This is a genomic window from Streptomyces sp. NPDC006314 (assembly GCF_040613075.1).
Classification (GTDB): domain Bacteria; phylum Actinomycetota; class Actinomycetes; order Streptomycetales; family Streptomycetaceae; genus Streptomyces.
This window is the reverse complement of the sequence record NZ_JBEXRL010000002.1, coordinates 422,211-441,788: the sequence shown is the minus strand read 5'-3', so window position 1 is coordinate 441,788 and position 19,578 is coordinate 422,211. Positions and strand designations below refer to the sequence as shown.

Below are 19,578 nucleotides of genomic sequence, written 5' to 3'. Positions count from 1 at the left end.
GTTCTACGGCAACGGCCTCACCCTAGTTCCCCGCCCGGGTGAACACCGCCACGGTCCGCGCCGGCACGGTGAACGTGCCCGAGCCGGCCGCGTAGGAGGAGGTCTTCACCACCGCGTCCGCGCCCGCGGCCTGCACCGGGTGCAGCCGGTAGCCCGTCCCGGCGAGGGTGCCGATCCGCTGCTCCTGCGTCTCGGGCGTGGCGTTGAACACGACGACCAGGTCACCGAGCCGCATGGTGATCACGCCCGGCGTCTCGTCCTTGCCGGACAGCGGGAAGGCCAGCCGGTCCTGCACCCTCGCGGCCGTGCCGAGCGAGAACGCCTGCTCGGTGGTGCGGATCCTCAGCAGGTCCCGGTACGCGGCCGAGGCGCCGGTGATCTGCGGGCAGCCGACCTTCACGGTGCTGAGCAGTGGCTTGGCGTAGTCCCACTTGGACCGGTTGTCGGCCGCCGGGGGCAGCCCGCGCCCGAAGCCGTTGCCGTCGGCACAGTTCCAGTGGATGGCGTTGAACCAGTCCCCGCTGTCGAAGGAGTTGCGGTCCAGCGACTTCGAGCGCAGCAGGTCGGTACCCGCCTGGGACAGGGACGGCCCCTGGGAGAGCGCGGCCGTGGCCATCGCGAGCACCTGCATACGGGCCCGGTCGGACGCGGACGTACCCTTCGGGAGCTTGTAGGCCAGCGCGTCGAACAGCGACTCGTTGTCGTGCGCGTCCACGTAGGCGAGGGCGTCGCCGGGCGCGTCCGCGTATCCGGCGGGCGAGCCGTTGTAGTCCACCTCCGCGCCGGTGACCTCCTTGCCGTCCGTGTCAGTGAAGCGGTACGGGGCGAGGTTGCCCGTCAGCCCGACCTTGATCAGGTCCTGGTAGTGCAGCAGCCGGGCCTTCTGCTCCGCCGACGTGCCGTTCGCCGTGGACGCGTTGGGGTCGGTGTACAGCCCGGACGCGAAGCCCTGGATGCCGGGGTCCGCGTCGAAGGGGCCGCCGCCGCGCACGGCGTCACGGGCCCGGTCGGAGAAGGTGGCGATCCCGGTTCCGGCCATGTTCTTCTGCGTGGCCTGCACGAAACGGGCGTCGTCGGCGACCTCACCGAAGTTCCAGCCCTCGCCGTAGAGGATGATCTTCTTGCCGTCGACGCCGTCCTTGGCGAGGGTCAGCGCGTCCAGGGCCTTCCGGACGGCCAGGATGTTGGCCTTCGGGTGGTGGCCCATGAGGTCGAAGCGGAACCCGTCGACCTTGTACTGCCTCGCCCAGGTGACGATCGAGTCCACGACCAGCTTGCCCATCATCGCGTTCTCGGGCGCGGTGTTGGCGCAGCAGGTGCTGCTGGCCACCGAGCCGTCGGCGAGAAGCCGCTGGTAGTAGCCGGGCACGAGCTTGTCCAGGACACTGGTGTCCGCCTGGCCGGCGGCCGCCGTGTGGTTGTAGACGACGTCCATGACGACCCGCAGACCGTCCTCGTTGAGGGCCTGGACCATCTTGCGGAACTGGACCGTACGGGCCGTGCCGTCGGGGTCGGTGGCGTACGAGCCCTCGGGGACCGTGTAGTGGTAGGGGTCATAGCCCCAGTTGTAGGCGTCCTTCGCGGCGATCTTCGCCACGCACTCCTGCTGCTTGCCGGAGTCGGCCGGGTAGGAGGCGAGATCGCAGTCGGTGGTCGCCTGGTCGGCCTTCCTCTCGGGGATGGTGGCGATGTCGAAGGCGGGCAGGAGGTGGACGTACGAGGTGCCCGACCTCGCCAGCGCTTTGAGGTGCCGGGAGCCGTCACTGTTCTTGTCGGTGAAGGCCAGATAGGTGCCCGGGTGCTTCGAGGTGCGGTCCTCGATCGAGAAGTCCCGGATGTGCAGTTCCTGGATCTGCGCGTCCTTCAGCGGTACGGCCTTGGGCTTGCGCAGCCCGGACCAGCCGCTCGGCGCGAGGGACCTGTCGTTCAGATCGACGACGAGGCTGCGCTCCGAGCCGGCGGTCAGGGCGACCGAGTAGGGGTCGGTGACCTTGTTGGTGACCATCTTCCGGACGCCGGGCGCCCAGACCCGCACGACGTACCGGTAGGGCTTCCCCTTCCAGGACGCCGGGCCGGTGACGGACCAGACGCCGGTGGCGTCGTTCCGGTGCATCGTGACGCTCCGGCCGTCCAGCTCGAGACGGACGGACCGGGCCGTCGGCGCCCAGACGGAGAGGGTGGGCTTCCCGTCGTGGAACACCGGGCCGAGCGCGGCCTTCCGGGCACCGGGGTGGAGGTCGTCCAGGACGCCGGCGGTCTGTACGCCGGTCGCGGCGAGCACCGCCCCGTTCGCCGCCCGCTGGGAGGCGACGAGCTGGCCCCTGACCGCCTCGCGCACCCGGTTCCGGTCGCGCGGGTCGACGGACCAGGCGGTGTAGTCCTTCAGGTGCGGGAACCTCGCCTTCTGGGCGTCGCTGAGGGTGGTCTTCGTCAGCCGCAGCCAGCGCTCGTCGTCGCTGGTCAGCGAGGCGTCCTTGACAGCGATCGAACCGTCCCCGGAGTACAGCAGCTGGGTGGACGCGGCGCCGTCGGCACCGTTCCAGGCGAGGGTGTCGCGGTCGAGCCAGATGGCCTTGGAGGTGGTCAGGTCGAGGGCGGCGGCACTGCCCGCGGGCTGCGGCAGCAGGTGCTCCTCCTGGCCGTTCAACAGCCACACCTCATTGCCGTCGGCCTTGAGGTCCAGGGACTGGTCGGTGGGCAGATCCTTGTCGTCGCCCTTGTGGATGATGTAGCTGAGGCTGGTGGCACCCGCGGTGAGCGGTACCTCGAAGACCGCGCCATAGGTATCAGTCTTCACCGGCTTCAGCGGGTTCGACCAGTCGGTGGGGTGCGCGGCACCCGTCCAGACGTGCAGGCCCCAGCCGTCGTAGTTCCCGTCGGCGCGGTGGTAGTGGACGACGGCCTTGGTCCTGTCCTGGGCGGGGAGGTCCGGCCGCTGTGTCAGTACGTCGGGCTTCCCCTGTTCGACCCAGACCTCGCCCGTCCCGGTGACGTCGATGCTCCGGTCGGCGGAGACGTCCTTGTCGCCGTCCTTGTCGATGACCAGGAAGCCGACGTTCGAGGCGCCGGGCCTGAGCTTGACGTAGGCGAAGGCGCCGTAGGCGTCCCGGCCGGTGAAGGGGTGGCTGGCAGGCCAGTTCGTGGCCTCACCGTCGGCGAGGTCTCCCCAGGCGTACAGACCCCAGTCGCCGTAGTCGCCGTCGGTGCGCTTGTAGTGCACGATCGCGTAGTCCCGGGAGGAGGCCGTGGGGACCTCGGCCGCGGGCGGGGTGCCGGTGGTGCTGCCCGCCGTGGCACTCGCGGTGCGCCCGGCCGAGTCGATCACGACGGCCTTGTAGCGCAGGGCGGTCCCGGCGGATACGTCCTTGCCGATGGTCTGGGTGACCTTGTACGGGGCGTGGTCGGCGGAGCCGAGGACCCGCCACTTTCCGCCCGCGACCTGCGCGGCGAAGACGACGCGGTTGAGCTGACCGCCGTCGACGTCGGCGGTGATGTCCACGGTCCCCGTCGCCCCGGCGGCCGGCGCCCTCAGGGTGATCGTCGGCTTGCCGGCGGGCTTGGCGAGCGGGCCGGTGGCCCGGTAGACGACGGCGGAGCCGGCCGGGACGGTGACCGTGAGCTTGCGCTCGGCGTCCGAGGTCAGGGTGCCCCTGGCCCCGTAGACGCCCCGGTACGGCAGGTCGGGGGACCCGGTCGCGAAGGTCGCCGTCCGCGCCTCATCCGCGTTGTTGAAGGCGACGACGTACTCCTGGCCGGTCTTGGCGTCCGTCCGGGTGAAGGCGTACACGCCCGCCCCGTCGTCCGCGTACCGCTCGGTCTGGACGCCGTCCGTCAGGGCCGGGTTGGCCTTGCGCAGCCGGGAGAGGGCGGCGATCTCCCGGTAGAGCGGCGCGCGGGTGTCGTACGCGTCGCTCGCGTGGGTGCGGTCGGTGCCGATCTCGTCGTCGTCGAGGTAGTCGGCGACCTGGGAGGCGAACATCGTCTGGCGGGCGTCCTTGTCGCCGCCGGCGCCGGTGAAGCCCTGCTCGTCGCCGTAGTAGACGACCGGGTTGCCGCGGCTGAGGAACATCAGCTCGTTGGCGAGCCTGTCCTTGGCGAGGATCTCGGCGTCGGTCGCCTTCGGGTCGTCCTGCTTCAGGAAGTACCCGATGCGGCCCATGTCGTGGTTGCCGAGGAAGGTGACCTGCTCGTAGGCGTTGGCCTTGTCGGTCGTGTACTTGTAGTCGTCACCGAAGACGCTCGCGAGCTTCCGCGCGCTGCCGCCCTGGGAGGCGTAGGCGCGGGCCGCGTCCTGGAAGGGGAAGTCGAGGGTGGCGTCCAGGCGGCCCTGGGTGACGTACGGGGAGGTGACGGAGGTGTCGGCGGAGTAGACCTCGCCGAACATGAAGAAGTTCTTCCGCCCGCGCTCGGCCGCGTACTTGTCCAGCGCGGTCGCCCACTGGGTCCAGAACTCCATGTTCACGTGCTTGACGGTGTCGATCCGGAATCCGTCGATCCGGAAGTCCTTCACCCACCGCTGGTAGATCTTCTCCATGCCGTGGACGACCTCGGGACGCTCGGTCCACAGGTCGTCGAGACCGGAGAAGTCTCCGTACGTGGTCGACTCTCCGGCGTAGGTCGAGTCGCCCCGGTTGTGGTACATCGCCGGGTCGTTGAGCCAGGCCGGTACCTTGCTCCGGTTCGTGGTCCTCGGCGTGCGCGGGAAGGAGCCGGCGTCGACGGCCGGGAACCTGCCGCCGCCGTCCGCGTAGTCGGAGTCGTCGAAGGGCCGCCCGTCCTTGGTCAGGTAGGGGAAGGCGCCCTTGGAGAGGTAGCCGTACGACTTCTCCGCATAGTCCACGACGTCGGCGGTGTGGTTGGTGATGACGTCGAAGAAGACCTTCATGCCCTTGGCGTGCGCCTTGGAGATGAGGGTCTGGAGGTCCTTGTTGGTGCCGAGGTGCGGGTCGACCTGGGTGAAGTCGGTGATCCAGTAACCGTGGTACCCGGCCGAGGCGTCGGCGCCGGTGCCCTGCACCGGGCGGTTCCTGAAGATCGGGGCCATCCAGATGGCTGTGGTGCCGAGGCCCTTGATGTAGTCGAGCCGCCTGGTCAGGCCCTTGAGGTCGCCGCCCTGGTAGAAGCCCTTGTCGCTGGGGTCGTAGCCGGTGGCGAGCCGGGAGCCGGTCAGGCCGCCCCGGTCGTTGGAGGTGTCCCCGTTGGCGAAACGATCCGGCATGACGAAGTAGAACTGCTCGCGGGTGTCGTCGTGCCGGGCGGGTACGGCGGCGAGCCGCGCGTCGGACGGGGGTGCGGGCGGGGCGGCGGCCTGAGCCGCGAGGGGCTGCACGAGGGCGGCCGTGAGGGCGGCGACCGTGACGGCCGCGGCCCTTCTGCGATGCGGGGTACGGCGCGCGCGGGGCGCCGTCCATCTCGGTATCACAGGCGGAACTCCTTGCGATCTACGGCTCTTTCGGGTCCGACCCCATCGCCGCGGCACGGCTGCGCTGCCGGGCGTCCGCGCGACCGTACCGCCGACGAAAGGTTTTCAGCAAGAGGCTTGAAACCACTGGTAAGAGGTTTCAGGTCCGGCGAGTGGGCCGCTCAGCAGCTCGACTTGCCGGTGTAGACCGCCAGAGCCGTGTCGGCGCCCAGGGTGGCGGTGAGCTGCCCGCTGGAATTCACGGTCACCGTCGTGTTGTTCTGCACGTCGCAGTACGTGCCCGCGGGCAGGGACGTCTGGTACGTCCTGGTCAGACTGCCGCTCTCGTGGTTGATCGCCACAAAGCCCTTGCCGCCCCGGCCGAACGCGATGGCGTTGTTGCCGTTGTCCCACCAGTTGGAGACCGCCTGGCCGCGGGTCGCGTTGCGGAAGGCGACCATGGACTTGATCTCCGGCCAGGCGTGCTGGCACTTCCAGCCGTCCTGCCAGCAGGCATTGACCTTGCCGCCGTTGGGCGGGCCGGCGTCGGCGTCCGACCACTCGTAGCCGGAGTTGACGTCGGGGGCGCCGTAGGGGTGCGCCAGCATGAAGACGTTGGCCAGGGTGTAGGCGGCGCCGGCCTTGTAGTTCAGGGTGCTGCCGTTGCGTTCGGTGTCGTGGTTGTCCACGAAGACCCCGGCCACCGAGTTGTCCAGGTAGCCCCAGCCCTCACCGAAGTTCCTCAGGTACGCCAGCTTCTCGTTGCTGAAGACGCGCTTGAGGTCGTAGGCGTACCGGAACTCCTGGACGTCTCCGCTGCCGGTGTACTCGGACGGCTGGACCGCCTCGTTCGCGCCGTGGATGACCTCCTGCTTCCAGTACACGGCAGGGTTGGTCAGGCGGCTCTTGATGTCGGCCAGGTCGCCGGCCGGGACGTGCTTGGCCGCGTCGATGCGGAAGCCGTCCACACCCAGCGTCAGCAGGTCGTTCATGTAGCCGGCGATGGTCTTGCGGACGTATTCCTCGCCCGTGTCCAGGTCGGCCAGGCCGACGAGTTCGCAGTGCTGGACGTTCCAGCGGTCGGCGTAGTTCGTCACCTGGGAGGTGCAGTCGTCGAAGTCGTGGACGGAGTACAGGCCGGGGTAGTCGTACTTCGTGTACGACGAGCCGCCGGTGCCCGTGCCGCTGCCCGCCGACATGTGGTTGACGACCGTGTCGACGACGACCTTCACGCCGGCCGCGTGGCAGGTGTTCACCATGTTCTGGAACGCCGTGCGGTCGCCGAGGCGGCCCGCGATCCTGTACGACACCGGCTGGTACGACGTCCACCACTGCGGGCCCTGTATGTGCTCGGCGGGCGGGGAGACCTGGACGTAGCCGTAGCCGGCCGGGCCGAGGGTGCTGGTGCACTCCTTGGCCACCGAGGCGTAGTTCCACTCGAAGAGGACGGCGGTGACGTCCCTGGTCCCGGGCGGGGTGGCCTCGGCGGTGGTCGGGTTCATGCCCATCAGGGCGGCGGCCGTGAGGGCGACCGCCACGGGGAGGTTTCTGCGTGCCATGTGGGGGTCCTTCGACGTTGAAGGCGCTTGCTGCAATGTTTCAGCAAGCTTGCGGTGACGCAGATGTTAAAGGCCCGCCGCCTGAAAGGCAGCGGGCCGGTGTGAAGTTGATGCAAGGACTTCCAGACGGGCGGTCAGTCCGTCGCCGACCACCAGACAGTGGTGTCCGCCGGCACCTTCGCCTCGCCGTCGGCCTCGGTCACCTCACCGCTGGTGAGCAGGACGCGGCCGTACGCCGGGGTCGTCACCGACTCCCCCGTGGTGTTCGCGACGCACACGAACTCCCCGCGCCGGAAGGCCAGGACGCCCTCCGGCGCCCGCAGCCACTCCACCGCCTCACCCGCGCCGAGGTCGGGCTGCGACCGGCGCACGCTGAGTGCGGCGCGGTACAGCTCCAGGGTCGAGCCGGGAACTCCCGTCTGTGCCTCCACGCTCAGCTCCGCCCAGGCCGAGGGCTGGGGCAGCCAGCTGCCGCCGCTTCCGAAGCCGTACGACGAGCCCTCGCGGGTCCACGGGATCGGCACCCGGCAGCCGTCGCGGAAGCCGTCCTGGCCCGCGCCGCGGAAGTACGCCGGGTCCTGGCGCACCTCGTCGGGGAGGTCCACGACGTCCGGGAGGCCGAGTTCCTCGCCCTGGTAGACGTACACCGAGCCGGGGAGCGCCAGCATCAGCAGCGTGGCGGCCCTGGCCCTGCGCAGGCCCAGTGCGCGGTCGCCCGCGGTGCGGATCTGCGTGCCGAGGCCCGGGGGGTTGGCGAAGCGGGTGGCGTGGCGGGTGACGTCGTGGTTGGAGAGCACCCAGGTGGCGGGGGCTCCGACCGGGCGCATGGCCTCCAGGGTGCGGTCGATGACCGCGCGGAGTTCGGCCGCGTCCCATTCCGTGCCCAGGTACTGGAAGTTGAAGGCCTGGTGGAGTTCGTCGGGACGGACGTAGTTGGCCGTGCGCTCCACGGTCGGGGTCCATGCCTCGGCCACGAAGATGCGCTCGCCCGCGTACTCGTCGAGGACCTTGCGCCACTGGCGGTAGATCGCGTGCACGCCGTCCTGGTCGAAGAACGGCATGACATCGTTGCCCAGCAGCTTGAGCTGGTCGTGGCTGCCGAGGTCGGGCAGACCGTCGGCCTTCACCAGGCCGTGGGCCACGTCGATGCGGAAACCGTCCACACCCATGTCCAGCCAGAAGCGCAGGATGGAGCGGAACTCGTCGCCGACGGCCGGGTGCTCCCAGTTGAAGTCGGGCTGCTCGGGGGCGAAGAGGTGGAGGTACCACTCGCCGGGCCTGCCGTCGGGTTCCGTGACCCGGGTCCAGGCCGGACCGCCGAAGATGGACTCCCAGTCGTTGGGCGGGAGTTCACCGTTCTTCCCCTTGCCGGGGCGGAAGTGGTAGCGCTCGCGGAGCGGGGAGCCGGGGCCCTCCGCGAGAGCGCGCTTGAACCACTCGTGCTGGTCGGAGGAGTGGTTGGGGACCAGATCGACGATGATGCGCAGGCCCAGCTCGTGGGCGTCGCGGATCAGCGCGTCGGCGTCGAGCAGGTTGCCGAACATGGGGTCGACGGCGCGGTAGTCGGCGACGTCGTAGCCGGCGTCGGCCTGCGGGGAGGCGTAGAAGGGGCTGAGCCACACGGCGTCGACGCCGAGGTCGCGCAGGTAGGGCAGGCGGGAACGTACGCCTTCCAGGTCGCCCATGCCGTCGCCGTTGCTGTCGGCGAAGCTGCGCGGATAGACCTGGTAGATGACCGCGTCCCGCCACCAGTCGCGGCGCGAGGCGACGGTGGCGACGGCGGAGTCGGTGGCCGGGGCGGCAGGGTGCTGCTGGCTCATGGCGTCCTTGGTGAATAACGGAGTTCGGGTCATGGCGTGGGTGCGGTGGCGGATACGGGGGCCGGGGGTGTGCGAGGCGGCCGCGGTGCCGGCGGGGTCGGATGGGCACCGCGGCCGCCTACCCGCGCGATCAGGCGCGCGGGGGCCTCTTTCCCGTCAGGAGGGCGTCAGCCCTTCGTGCCGCCGGCGGTGAGACCGGTGACGAGGTTCTTCTGCACGAGGTAGAAGAACACGGACACGGGTATCGCGATCAGCACCGCGGTGGCGGCCATGTAGTTCCACTGGGAGTCGTGCTCGCTGACGAAGCTCTGCAGACCGACGGCGAAGGTGTACTTCGAGTCGTCCAGCAGGAAGGTGGTCGCGAAGGCCACCTCGCCGACGGCGGTGATGAAGTTGTAGAAGGCGGCCACGGCCAGGCCCGGGCGGGCCAGCGGCAGGATCAGCCGGAAGAAGGTGCCGAAGGGGCTGAGCCCGTCCACGCGCCCCGCCTCGTCGATCTCGAAGGGGATGGTGTCGAAGTATCCCTTGAGCAGCCAGGCGCTGTAGGGCACGGCCGTGGTGCAGTTGATGACGATCAGCGACCAGTAGGTGTCGACGAGACCGAGTTCGCTGAAGATCTCGTACATCGGCACGATCAGGATGGCGATCGGGAAGGCCTGGGTGAGCAGCAGCACCCACATCAGCGCCTTGTAGCCCGGGAAGCGCATGCGCGAGACCGCGTAGCCGGTGGTGGCGGCGACGAGGACACCGATCAGGGTGGTGCCGAGGGCCACGATCATCGTCGACTCGAACCAGTCGAAGAAGGCGGTGTGCTGCAGCACGAAGCTGTAGTTGGAGAACGTGAGCTTGCCCGCGATCTCGCCCGGGTGCAGGTAGTCCTCCTTGTCCGGGCCGAGGGAGAGGTAGAACAGCCAGGCCACCGGGGCCAGCGCGATGAGGCTCGCCACGATGAGGCCGCCGTGCAGGAGGGCGGCGCCGAGCGGGCCGCGTTCGCCGCGCCGGCGGGTGCGGCGCCGGGGCCGAGGGGCGGGGGCCGGCTCCGTCTGTGTCTTGTCGAGGGTCGTGGTGCTCATGGCGGCGGCTCCTGCGGCGTCAGACGGCGAGCTGGTCATTGCGCTTCAGCCAGCGGAAGTAGAAGGAGGTGAACACGGTGAGGATCGACAGCAGCAGCACGCCGTAGGCGGCGGACTGGGCGAAGTCGCGCGGCTGCTGTCCGAAGCCCAGCTGGTATGCCCAGGTGACGAGGATCTGGGCGTCCGGGGCGGAGTTCTTGCCGAACAGCAGGAAGATGATGACGAACTGGTTGAAGGTCCAGATGATGCCGAGCAGGACGACGGTGGAGCTGACCGAGCGCAGGCCCGGCAGTGTGACGTGCCGGAAGCGCTGCCAGGCGCTCGCGCCGTCCATCTCGGCGGCCTCGTAGAGCGAGGAGTCGATGGACTGCAGGCCGCCGAGCAGCGAGAGCATCATGAAGGGCACACCGCACCAGGTGTTGACCATGATCGCGGCGAACCGCTGCCAGAAGGTGTCCTCCAGCCACTGCGGCTGGGGCAGGTGGAGGGCGTCGAGGATCTGGTTGAGCACGCCGGAGTCGGCGAGCATGATCCGCCAGGAGAAGACGGTGACGAAGGTGGGCACGGCCCACGGCAGGACGAGGAGCAGCCGGTAGACGGTGCGGCCGCGGAGCTTCTGGTTGAGCATGAGCGCGAGGCCCAGGCCGATGGTGTAGTGCAGGATCACACAGGCGGCCGTCCAGAAGACGGTCCACAGGAAGTGCGACCAGAACCGGTCGTACGCCGTCGGGCCGAACAGGATGTCCTGGTAGTTGTCCAGGCCGATGAACCTGTAGGTGGCGTCGATGTGGTTGACGCCGATCGTACGAGCCGAGTTGAGGCTGTTGGCGTCCGTGAGGGTGAGGTAGAGGCCGCGCAGCAGCGGATAGGCCACGATGCCGCCGAGCACGACGACCACCGGGGCGATCATCGCGTAGGCGTGCCAGTGCTTATGGAAGCCGTTCTTCAGGCGCTGCCCCAGCCCGGGCCGAGGCGCGCGGTCACCGCGGCGCTTGCCGGTCGCGCGGTCGATGGCGACTGTCATGGTTCGACACCTTCATTGGATCAAGGAGTTGGGCTGGGCGCAGGGCGGTGGCCGCCGGATCCTTCCCCCCTTGTACAGGCAGGATCCGACGGCCACCCGGTGTCACTTGCTGAAGCCGGACACCAGCTTGGCGATGGCGAGCTCGGCGTTGCTCAGGCCCTTGTCCAGCGACTCCTTGCCGCCGGCGACCTTCGGCAGCTCGGTGTCGAGCGGACCCCACAGGGAGCTGTACTCGGGCAGGGCCGGCCGGGGCTGGGCGGCGGACAGGACGCCCTGGTAACCGGCGATGCCGGGGTCGGCCTTGACCTGGGCGGTGTAGGCGTCGTCACGGGTGGGCAGGGTGGAGTTCTTCAGGGCGATGGTCTCCTGGGACTTCGCCGAGGTCATGAACTTCACGAACTTCAGCGCCGCGGCCTGGTGGGCCTGGTCGGAGCCGGCGTAGACCGAGAGGTTGTGGCCGCCCGTCGGGGCGCCCGCCTTGCCGGTGGAACCGGCCGGGACGGTGGCGATGCCGAGGTTGGACTTGTCCTTGAAGGCGCTGCCCTTGTAGAAGTTCGTGATCTCCCAGGGGCCCTGGATGATCGCGGCGACCTTGCCGTTGACGAACGCGTCCTGGATGTGGGCGTAGGCGTCGGCGGTGGTGTCGGCCTTGTGCAGGCCCTTGCCGGAGAACGTGCTCAGCCAGGTGCCGTAGGCCTTCTTGGCGGCGGCCGAGCCGACGGTGATCTTCTTGGCGGAGGCGTCGACGGTGTCGGTGCCCTCACCGTAGAGGAAGGTCTGGGCGTAGTAGGCCTGGGTGGAGCCCCAGTAGCCGTCGACCTTGGTCTTGGCCTTGATCTTCGCGGCGTCGGCCTTCAGCTCGTCCCAGGTCTTGGGGGCCTCGGTGATGCCGGCCTTCTTGAACAGGGCCTTGTTGTAGACCAGGGCCAGGGTGTCGGTGACCAGCGGCACGCCGTAGGTCTTGCCCTCGTACTGGGCCTGCTTGATCAGGTTCGGCTGGAACTTGGCCTGGTCGGCGAGGGCCTCGGTGCCGTCCAGGGGCAGGAAGTAGCTCTTCTTGGCGAAGGCCGGGGTCCAGCCGACCTCGGAGCGCAGCACGTCCGGGGCGCCCTTGGCGCCGGCGGCCGTGTCGAATTTGTTCTGCGCCTGGTCGAAGGGGACGTCGACGTACTTGACCTTGATGTCCTTGTTGGCAGCCTCGAACTGCTTGACCAGGGCCTTGTACGTCGGTGCCTCATTGGTGGCGTTGGAGGTGTCCCACCAGGTGATGGTGACCGGGCCGTCCGACTTCCCGCTGTCGCCGTCGCTCCCGCCGCACGCCGTCGCCGTGAGGGCGAGGGACGCCACCAGCGCGGAGGCCGCTATGCCACGCCGCATGAGTTCTCCTTGAGGGTTGAGCCCGTGTGGTGCAGGAGCGGTCCCGTCCGCCGTCCCTGCCGTCTTGCCGACTGCGCCGTTGCGGCGGCCGGGCGACAGGGAACGTAACAGCCATGTAAGCGTCGCGAAAGACCTTGCAGAAAAAAAGTGCAAGGGGACACGATGGTTACCCGCCCGTGACCGCGCGTCGACCGCGGCGCAACCGCCCAGTGCCGCCGCTGAGCGGCGGGGACGGCACTTGTGCAAGACTCTGCAAGCTCTTGCCACCATGAATCCGAGGGAGCGCGATGAGGCAGCAACCCACGGCAGGCCGTCCGGCCGCCCGCGCCCGGCGTCCGGCCGGTGTGCAAGGAGGCAGGCGACCGGTACAGTCCAGTGCCGTGACCACACGGCTTGCGGACATCGCTGCGCAGGCGGGGGTGAGCGAAGCGACCGTCAGCCGGGTCCTCAACGGGAAGCCGGGCGTCGCCGCCACCACCCGCCAGTCCGTGCTCGCCGCGCTGGACGTGCTCGGCTATGAGCGGCCGGTACGGCTGCGGCAGCGCAGCGAGGGCCTGGTGGGCCTGATCACGCCGGAGCTGGAGAACCCCATATTCCCGGCCCTGGCCCAGGTCATCGGCCAGGCGCTGACCCGCCAGGGCTACACGCCAGTGCTCGCCACGCAGACCCCGGGCGGGTCGACCGAGGACGAGCTGACCGAGATGCTGGTGGACCGCGGGGTCGCGGGGATCATCTACGTCTCCGGGCTGCACGCGGACACCACCGCCGACATGCAGCGCTACGAGCGGCTGCGGGCGCAGGGCGTGCCGTACGTGCTGGTGGACGGATTCTCGCCGAAGGTGCAGGCGCCGTTCATCTCTCCCGACGACCGGGCGGCGATGTCGCTGGCGGTGACGCACCTGGTGTCGCTGGGGCACACCCGGATCGGGCTCGCGCTCGGGCCGAAGCGGTTCGTGCCGGTGCAGCGCAAGATCGAGGGCTTCGTGCGCGCGATGCAGGACCAGCTGGGACTGGCCGCGGAGACCGTCGGGACCGAGCTGATCCAGCACTCGCTGTACACGCTGGAGGGCGGCCAGGCGGCCGCGACGGCGCTGATCGAGCGGCACTGCACGGCAGTGGTCTGCGCCAGCGACATGATGGCTCTGGGCGCGATACGGGCGGCCCGGCAGCGGGGCCTGGAGGTGCCTCGGGACGTGTCGGTCGTCGGGTTCGACGACTCCCCGTTGATCGCCTTCACCGACCCGCCGCTGACCACGGTCCGCAAGCCGGTCCCGGCGATGGGGCAGGCGGCGGTGCGCACGCTGCTGGAGGAGATCGGCGGGACGCCGGCGCCGCACAGTGAGTTCGTGTTCATGCCGGAGCTGGTGGTGCGCGGTTCGACCGCTTCCGCGCCGCATGTCGTCCGTACGTCGTAGAAGGTGCGTGGCGGACCCGGCCTTGGGATGATCGGGCGAAGAAGCCTGGTCTGGCAGACTTGATGCCTATGAGTGACTCGACCGTGACAGAGCCGGAAGGTCGCGAGGAGGTGGCCGTTCCGCGGGCCGTCACGGGTGAGGACAGACAGGGTGCGCTGGGCCGGATGCGCCGCCCACGGCGGCCCCGGCTGTGGTTCGAGATCCTTCTGATCGCCGTGAGTTACTGGACGTACTCGCTGATCCGCAATGCCGTCCCGGAGCAGCGGACCGCCGCGCTGCGCAACGCGGACTGGATCTGGCGCGTCGAGCACGGTCTGGGTGTAGCCGTCGAACGGTCGGTGAACCACGCCGTCAACTCGGCGACTTGGCTGATCGTCGGCATGAACTACTACTACGCCACCCTGCACTTCATCATCACGCTGGGCGTGCTGGTGTGGCTGTACCGGTGGCATCCCGGCCGGTACGCGGCGGCCCGTCTGGTGCTCTTCGCGACCACGGCTGTGGCCCTGGCCGGTTACTATCTGTTCCCGCTCGCGCCGCCCCGGCTGATGCGCGACGGGCACTTCGTGGACACCGTGATGGTGCACCACACGTGGGGCTCGATGGCCTCCGGCGACCTCAAGCACATGTCGAACCAGTACGCCGCGATGCCGTCGATGCACATCGGCTGGTCGCTGTGGTGCGGGCTGACGATCTTCGCGCTGGCGTCGGTGCCGTGGGCGCGGGTGCTGGGCCTGCTGTATCCGGCGGCCACCCTGCTGGTGATCGTCGCGACGGCCAACCACTTCTGGCTGGACGCGGTGGGTGGCGTCCTCTGCCTGGCCTTCGGCTTCACGGTGGCCCGGCTCTGGTACGGCGCCCTGCCCCAGACCCTGCCGCGGGTGACCCCGGCGAGGGGCGCGGACGGGGCCCTGCTGCCCGGCGACGCGTAGCGCCCCGCGGTCGTCGCGGCGGCCGCCGGAGGGGTCGTCGGACCGGCCGGTCCCGAAGGCCGGCCTCAGCGGGTCCCTCAGGCTTCGGCGATGTCCTCGCGGAGGCCGTCGGAGAACTCCCACCAGGCCAGGGGGAGCCAGTCGCCGTTCACGAAGGCGTCGACCGTCGCGCCGCGACCACGGACGGCGACCGTCGTACCGGGCGGGTACGAGGTGCCGGACAGGCCGGTCACGGGGACGAGCAGCGTTCCTAGCCGCTGTGCCGCCATGTGTCTCGTCCTCCTTTCACGGAAGTCGGTGTCAGGCGCGTTGCGAACACGCGATGGATGCGTTTTCCGACATTACCGGCTTGCCCCATCCCGCGGGGGAGAGAAGCATGAGGAGTGGGTCACACGAAGAGGGGGGCGATCCCGCGGGAGATCCCGCGTGCACATCACCGGTCAGGAGATGGAAGACCATGAAAGCCGTCGTCTACAAGGGACCTTTCAGCGTCGCGATCGAGGATGTCGAGAAGCCGACCATCCAGAAGCCGAACGACGTGATCGTACGGGTCACGTCCACGGCGATCTGCGGCTCGGACCTGCACATGTACGAGGGGCGTACGGCGGCAGAGCCCGGCATCGTCTTCGGTCACGAGAACATGGGAATCATCGAGGAATGCGGCCAGGGTGTCACCTCTCTCACGGAGGGTGACCGTGTGGTCATGCCGTTCAATGTCGCCTGCGGCTTCTGCCGGAACTGCGTCGAGGGATATACGGGCTTCTGTGAGACCGTCAATCCCGGTTTCTCCGGCGGGGCTTACGGTTACGTGGCCATGGGCCCGTGGAAGGGCGGTCAGGCGGAATACCTTCGCGTTCCGTACGCCGACTTCAACTGCCTGAAGCTGCCGCCGGGAAACGAGCACGAGACCGATTTCATTCTGCTCGCCGACATCTTCCCCACCGGCTACCACGGTTGCGAACTCGCCCAGGTGCGCCCGGGCGAGAGCGTCGCGGTGTACGGCGGCGGGCCGGTCGGGCTCATGGCCGCGTACTCGGCGCTGCTGCGCGGTGCGAAGCAGGTCTTCGTCGTCGACCGGATTCCCGAGCGGCTCGACAAGGCCCGGGAGATCGGCGCCGTGCCGGTCAACTTCGCTGAGGGCGACCCGGTGCAGCAGATCAAGGACCAGACGGACGGCGGCACCGACAAGGGCATCGACGCCGTCGGCTATCAGGCGATGTCCCAGGACGTCGACCACGAGGAACCCGCGACGGTCCTGAACTCGCTCGTCCAGACGGTTCGCCCCACGGGCGCGCTCGGGGTGCCGGGCCTGTACGTGCCGGCCGACCCCGGAGGCCCGGACGAGCAGTCCAAGAAGGGCATGCTCCTCGTGTCCATCGGCAAGCTCTTCGAGAAGGGCCTGCGAATGGGTACGGGCCAGTGCAACGTGAAGCGCTACAACCGGCACCTGCGTGACATGATCATCGAGGGTCGGGCGAAGCCGAGCTTCGTCGTCTCGCACGAGGTCTCGCTCGACGAGGCACCGGAGGCGTACGACAAGTTCGACAAGCGCGTGGAGGGCTACACCAAGGTCGTCCTGCATCCGTAGCGCGCCGCGTCCGTGGCGGACACGTCCGCCGAACCGTTCAAGGCCCCGGCCGCCCGGGGCCTTGAGTCCTGTCCGGTCCCGCCCGGCGCGAGGGGCCGCCCCGGGCGGAACCGGAGTGGTCCGGACGGGGCCGCTCCCCGGCCGCCGCCCAGCTGTTCCTAGCGCTCCCCGGCCCCGTAGAACAGTTCGTCCACCACGCCCCGCGCCCTGCGGGTGGTACGGCGGTAGGCGTCCAGCATGTCCCCGGCGTGCCCGGCGCCGTAGCCGAGGTAGCGGCCCACCGCGGCCAGCTCGCGGGGCTCGGTGGGGAAGGTGTCCCCGGCCCGGCCGCGGACCAGCATGACCGCGTTGCGCACCCGGGTGGCCAGCACCCACGCCTCGTCCAGGATCTCCGCGTCCTCCGCGGACAGCAGCCCGGCCTCGCGGGCGGCGGACAGGGCCTCGCGGGTGCGGGTGGTGCGCAGCCCGGGCTCGTGCCAGCCGTGGCGCAGCTGGAGCAGCTGCACGGTCCACTCGACGTCCGACAGGCCGCCGGGGCCGAGCTTGGTGTGCAGTTTGGGGTCGGCACCGCGCGGCAGGCGCTCGGACTCCATGCGGGCCTTCAGCCTGCGGATCTCGCGGACGGCCTCCTCGCCGAGCCCCCGCTGCGGGTAGCGCAGCGGGTCGATCAGCTCGGTGAAGCGGCGGCCGAGCTCCTCGTCGCCGGCGACCGGCTCGGCCCGCAGCAGCGCCTGCGACTCCCAGACCAGGGACCAGCGGCGGTAGTAGGCCTCGTACGACTTCAGGGTGCGTACCAGCGGGCCCGACTTTCCCTCCGGGCGCAGGTCGGCGTCGATGAGCAGCGGCGGGTCGGCGCTGGGCAGCTGCAGCAGGCGGCGCATCTCGGCGACGACCTTGTTGGCGGCGGCGGCCGCCTCGTGCTCGTCCACGCCGTCCTGCGGCTCGTGCACGAACAGCACGTCCGCGTCGGAGCCGTAGCCCAGCTCGTGGCCGCCGAAGCGGCCCATCCCGACGATCGCGAACCGGGTGGGCAGGGTGTCGCCCCAGCCGTCGCGCACGACCGCGCGCAGGGTGCCGGCGAGGGTGGCCGCGGTGAGGTCGGAGACGGCCGCGCCGACCCGGTCCACCAGGGCGCCCTGATCGGCCTCGGCGGGGCTGGTCTCGGTGCCGTAAGAGCCGACGATGTCGGCGGCGGCGGTGCGGAACAGCTCGCGGCGGCGCACGCCGCGGGCCGCGGTGACGCCTTGCCCGGCGTTCTCCGCGCGGCCGACGGCGGCGAGGATCTCCTGCTCGAGCGGGGCGCGGTCGCGGGGCTCCAGGCCGCCGCCGTCCCCGTCGCCGAGCAGGGCCACCGCCTCGGGGGCGCGCATCAGCAGGTCGGGGGCGAGGCGGCCCGCCGACAGCACGCGGGCCAGGTTCTCGGCCGCCGCGCCCTCGTCCCTGAGGAGCCGGAGATACCAGGGGGTCTTGCCCAGGGCGTCGGAGACCTTGCGGAAGTTCAGCAGGCCCGCGTCGGGGTCCGCCGAGTCGGCGAACCAGCCCAGCAGGACCGGCAGGAGGGTGCGCTGGATCGCCGCCTTGCGGGTCACGCCGGAGGCCAGCGCTTCGAGGTGGCGCAGGGCCGCGGCCGGGTCGGCGTAGCCGAGGGCGACCAGGCGTTCCCGGGCCGCCTCCAGGCTCAGGCGGGCCTCGCCGGGCGCCAGTTGGGCCACCGCGTCCAGCAGCGGGCGGTAGAAGAGCTTCTCGTGCAGCCGTCGTACGACGCCGGTGTGCCGCTTCCATTCGCGGTTCAGTCCGGCGACCGGGTCGGTGCGCAGGCCGAGCGAGCGGCCGAGGCGGCGCAGGTCCGGTTCCGCCTCGGGGACGAGGTGGGTGCGGCGCAGGCGGTAGAGCTGGATGCGGTGCTCCATGGAGCGCAGGAAGCGGTAGGCCTCGTCGAGGCGGGCGGCGTCCTCGCGGCCGACGTAGCCGCCGGCGGCCAGGGCCTGGAGGGCGTCCAGGGTGGTGCCGCTGCGCAGGCTCGGGTCGGTGCGGCCGTGCACCAGCTGGAGCAGCTGGACCGCGAACTCGACGTCCCGGAGGCCGCCCGGGCCGAGCTTGAGTTCGCGGTCGATCTCGGCCGCGGGGATGTTCTCGACCACGCGGCGGCGCATCTTCTGCACGTCCGCCACGAAGTTCTCGCGTTCGGCCGCCTTCCAGACGAGGGGTTCGAGCGCGTCGACGTAGGCCTGGCCGAGGTCCGGGTCGCCGGCCACCGGACGGGCCTTGAGGAGGGCCTGGAACTCCCAGGTCTTCGCCCAGCGCTGGTAGTAGGCGAGGTGGCTGCTGAGGGTGCGGACGAGGGGGCCGTTGCGGCCCTCGGGGCGGAGGTTGGCGTCCACCGGCCAGATGGAGCCCTCGATGGTGGTCTCGGAGCAGATCCGCATGAGGTGCGAGGCGAGTTTCGTGGCGCTCTTGAGCGCCGTGGCCTCGGTGGTGCCGTCGGCTGCCTCGGCCACGAAGATCACGTCCACGTCGGAGACGTAGTTCAGCTCGTGGCCGCCGCACTTGCCCATCGCGATCACCGCGAGGCGGCAGGCCTCCGTGTCCTCGGGGGCGGAGGCCTGCGCCATCGCCAGGGCGGCGCGGAGTGTGGCGGTGGCGAGGTCGGCGAGTTCGGCCGCCGTCTCGGAGACGTCCGTGGTGCCGCAGACGTCCCGGGCCGCGATGGAGAGCAGGCAGCGGCGGTAGGCGACGCGCAGGGAGACGGGGTCGGTGGCCTCGGCGAGGCCGCGCTCGAACTCCGCGACGCCGGGGTGGAGGTCGCGGGGCTCGTAGGTGACCAGGGCCTGCCAGTCGCTGGGGTGGCGGGCGAGGTGGTCGGCGAGGGCGGAGGAGGCGCCGAGGACGCCCAGGAGGCGGTCGCGGAGGGGCTTGGCCGCTATCAGGGTGTCCAGCAGTTCGCGGTGGGCGGCGGGACCGCTCTGGGCCTCAAGGAGGCGGACCAGGCCGTGCAGGGCGAGGTCGGGGTCGGCGGTGGCGCCCAGGGCCTCCAGGAGGACCGGGTCGTTGCGGACGGGGGTCAGTTCTGGGCCGTCCAGGAGGCGCTCGGCGGCGGAGGGGTCGGTGAAGCCGTGCCGGAGCAGGCGGGTGAAGGTGCTGCTTCTGCGCCCCGGCGTCATGCTTGGCCTCCCCTTGTGTCGGATCAAGCTCGTCCTGGCCAGAGCCTAACCGGAGTGGGGCCGGGGGGCCGGGGCTGGCTCCGGGTGGCGCCCCTTGCTTCGGGCCGCTGCGGGCCGCTCCGCGGCGGTTCGGGGCGCCGCGGTCACTCCGGGCCGCTCATGGTTCTTCCGGGTCGCTCGACGGTGATTCCGGATCGCTTCACGGTGATTCCCGATCACTCCACGGTG

11 protein-coding genes are annotated in these 19,578 nt (G+C 70.2%); 3 read left to right on the top strand and 8 right to left on the bottom strand.

The window, feature by feature from the left end:
* Positions 1–22: 22 nt before the first annotated feature.
* The 6 genes from pulA to ABZ079_RS05075 form a co-directional block, all read right to left on the bottom strand.
* Positions 23–5,422 carry a pullulanase-type alpha-1,6-glucosidase gene (gene pulA, locus ABZ079_RS05100; protein ID WP_356938011.1) on the bottom strand — a complete coding sequence of 1,800 codons (5,400 nt, stop codon included), beginning with the start codon at positions 5,420–5,422 and terminating at the stop codon, positions 23–25.
* A 161-nt stretch (positions 5,423–5,583) separates the two neighbouring features.
* A complete protein-coding gene (locus ABZ079_RS05095) occupies positions 5,584–6,960 on the bottom strand; it encodes an alpha-amylase family protein (RefSeq protein ID WP_356938010.1) in 1,377 nt (458 codons plus the stop codon).
* 134 nt (positions 6,961–7,094) lie between these two features.
* Positions 7,095–8,780 (bottom strand): glycoside hydrolase family 13 protein, encoded by a 1,686-nt coding sequence (locus ABZ079_RS05090; protein WP_356938009.1) that lies wholly within the window; start codon positions 8,778–8,780, stop codon positions 7,095–7,097.
* Between the two features lie 167 nt (positions 8,781–8,947).
* Positions 8,948–9,853, bottom strand: a complete 906-nt coding sequence (locus ABZ079_RS05085) for an ABC transporter permease subunit (RefSeq protein ID WP_356938008.1) — start codon at positions 9,851–9,853, stop codon at positions 8,948–8,950.
* A gap of 19 nt (positions 9,854–9,872) precedes the next feature.
* Positions 9,873–10,877: a sugar ABC transporter permease gene (locus ABZ079_RS05080; protein ID WP_356938007.1), complete on the bottom strand. Its 1,005-nt coding sequence runs from the start codon at positions 10,875–10,877 to the stop codon at positions 9,873–9,875.
* A 102-nt stretch (positions 10,878–10,979) separates the two neighbouring features.
* Positions 10,980–12,254, bottom strand: a complete 1,275-nt coding sequence (locus tag ABZ079_RS05075; RefSeq protein WP_356938006.1) for an extracellular solute-binding protein — start codon at positions 12,252–12,254, stop codon at positions 10,980–10,982.
* Positions 12,255–12,634: 380 nt separating this feature from the next.
* On the opposite strand from ABZ079_RS05075, the gene ABZ079_RS05070 reads away from it, so the two are divergent.
* Both ABZ079_RS05070 and ABZ079_RS05065 read left to right on the top strand, forming a co-directional pair.
* Positions 12,635–13,669, top strand: coding sequence for a LacI family DNA-binding transcriptional regulator (locus ABZ079_RS05070; RefSeq protein WP_356938005.1), 1,035 nt, complete (start codon positions 12,635–12,637; stop codon positions 13,667–13,669).
* A 68-nt stretch (positions 13,670–13,737) separates the two neighbouring features.
* Entirely contained in the window at positions 13,738–14,601 is an 864-nt protein-coding gene (locus ABZ079_RS05065; protein WP_356938004.1) for a phosphatase PAP2 family protein, read from the top strand.
* Positions 14,602–14,678: 77 nt separating this feature from the next.
* Here ABZ079_RS05065 and ABZ079_RS05060 read toward each other — a convergent pair whose 3' ends face one another.
* Positions 14,679–14,870 (bottom strand): hypothetical protein, encoded by a 192-nt coding sequence (locus ABZ079_RS05060; protein WP_356938003.1) that lies wholly within the window; start codon positions 14,868–14,870, stop codon positions 14,679–14,681.
* Positions 14,871–15,058: 188 nt separating this feature from the next.
* Between ABZ079_RS05060 and ABZ079_RS05055 the strand changes: the two genes are divergently transcribed.
* Complete coding sequence (locus ABZ079_RS05055) at positions 15,059–16,189, top strand: glutathione-independent formaldehyde dehydrogenase (RefSeq protein WP_356938002.1); 1,131 nt, start codon at positions 15,059–15,061, stop codon at positions 16,187–16,189.
* A gap of 158 nt (positions 16,190–16,347) precedes the next feature.
* Here ABZ079_RS05055 and ABZ079_RS05050 read toward each other — a convergent pair whose 3' ends face one another.
* Positions 16,348–19,350, bottom strand: coding sequence for a bifunctional [glutamine synthetase] adenylyltransferase/[glutamine synthetase]-adenylyl-L-tyrosine phosphorylase (locus tag ABZ079_RS05050; protein ID WP_356938001.1), 3,003 nt, complete (start codon positions 19,348–19,350; stop codon positions 16,348–16,350).
* Positions 19,351–19,578: the final 228 nt, after the last annotated feature.

Coding starts and splice junctions, on each gene's coding strand:
- ABZ079_RS05060 (WP_356938003.1), bottom strand. CDS start 14,870: ATGGCGGCACAGCGGCTAGGAACGCTGCTCGTCCCCGTGACCGGCCTG.
- ABZ079_RS05080 (WP_356938007.1), bottom strand. CDS start 10,877: ATGACAGTCGCCATCGACCGCGCGACCGGCAAGCGCCGCGGTGACCGC.
- ABZ079_RS05090 (WP_356938009.1), bottom strand. CDS start 8,780: ATGAGCCAGCAGCACCCTGCCGCCCCGGCCACCGACTCCGCCGTCGCC.
- ABZ079_RS05095 (WP_356938010.1), bottom strand. CDS start 6,960: ATGGCACGCAGAAACCTCCCCGTGGCGGTCGCCCTCACGGCCGCCGCC.
- ABZ079_RS05085 (WP_356938008.1), bottom strand. CDS start 9,853: ATGAGCACCACGACCCTCGACAAGACACAGACGGAGCCGGCCCCCGCC.
- ABZ079_RS05075 (WP_356938006.1), bottom strand. CDS start 12,254: ATGCGGCGTGGCATAGCGGCCTCCGCGCTGGTGGCGTCCCTCGCCCTC.
- ABZ079_RS05050 (WP_356938001.1), bottom strand. CDS start 19,350: ATGACGCCGGGGCGCAGAAGCAGCACCTTCACCCGCCTGCTCCGGCAC.
- ABZ079_RS05065 (WP_356938004.1), top strand. CDS start 13,738: ATGAGTGACTCGACCGTGACAGAGCCGGAAGGTCGCGAGGAGGTGGCC.
- ABZ079_RS05055 (WP_356938002.1), top strand. CDS start 15,059: ATGAAAGCCGTCGTCTACAAGGGACCTTTCAGCGTCGCGATCGAGGAT.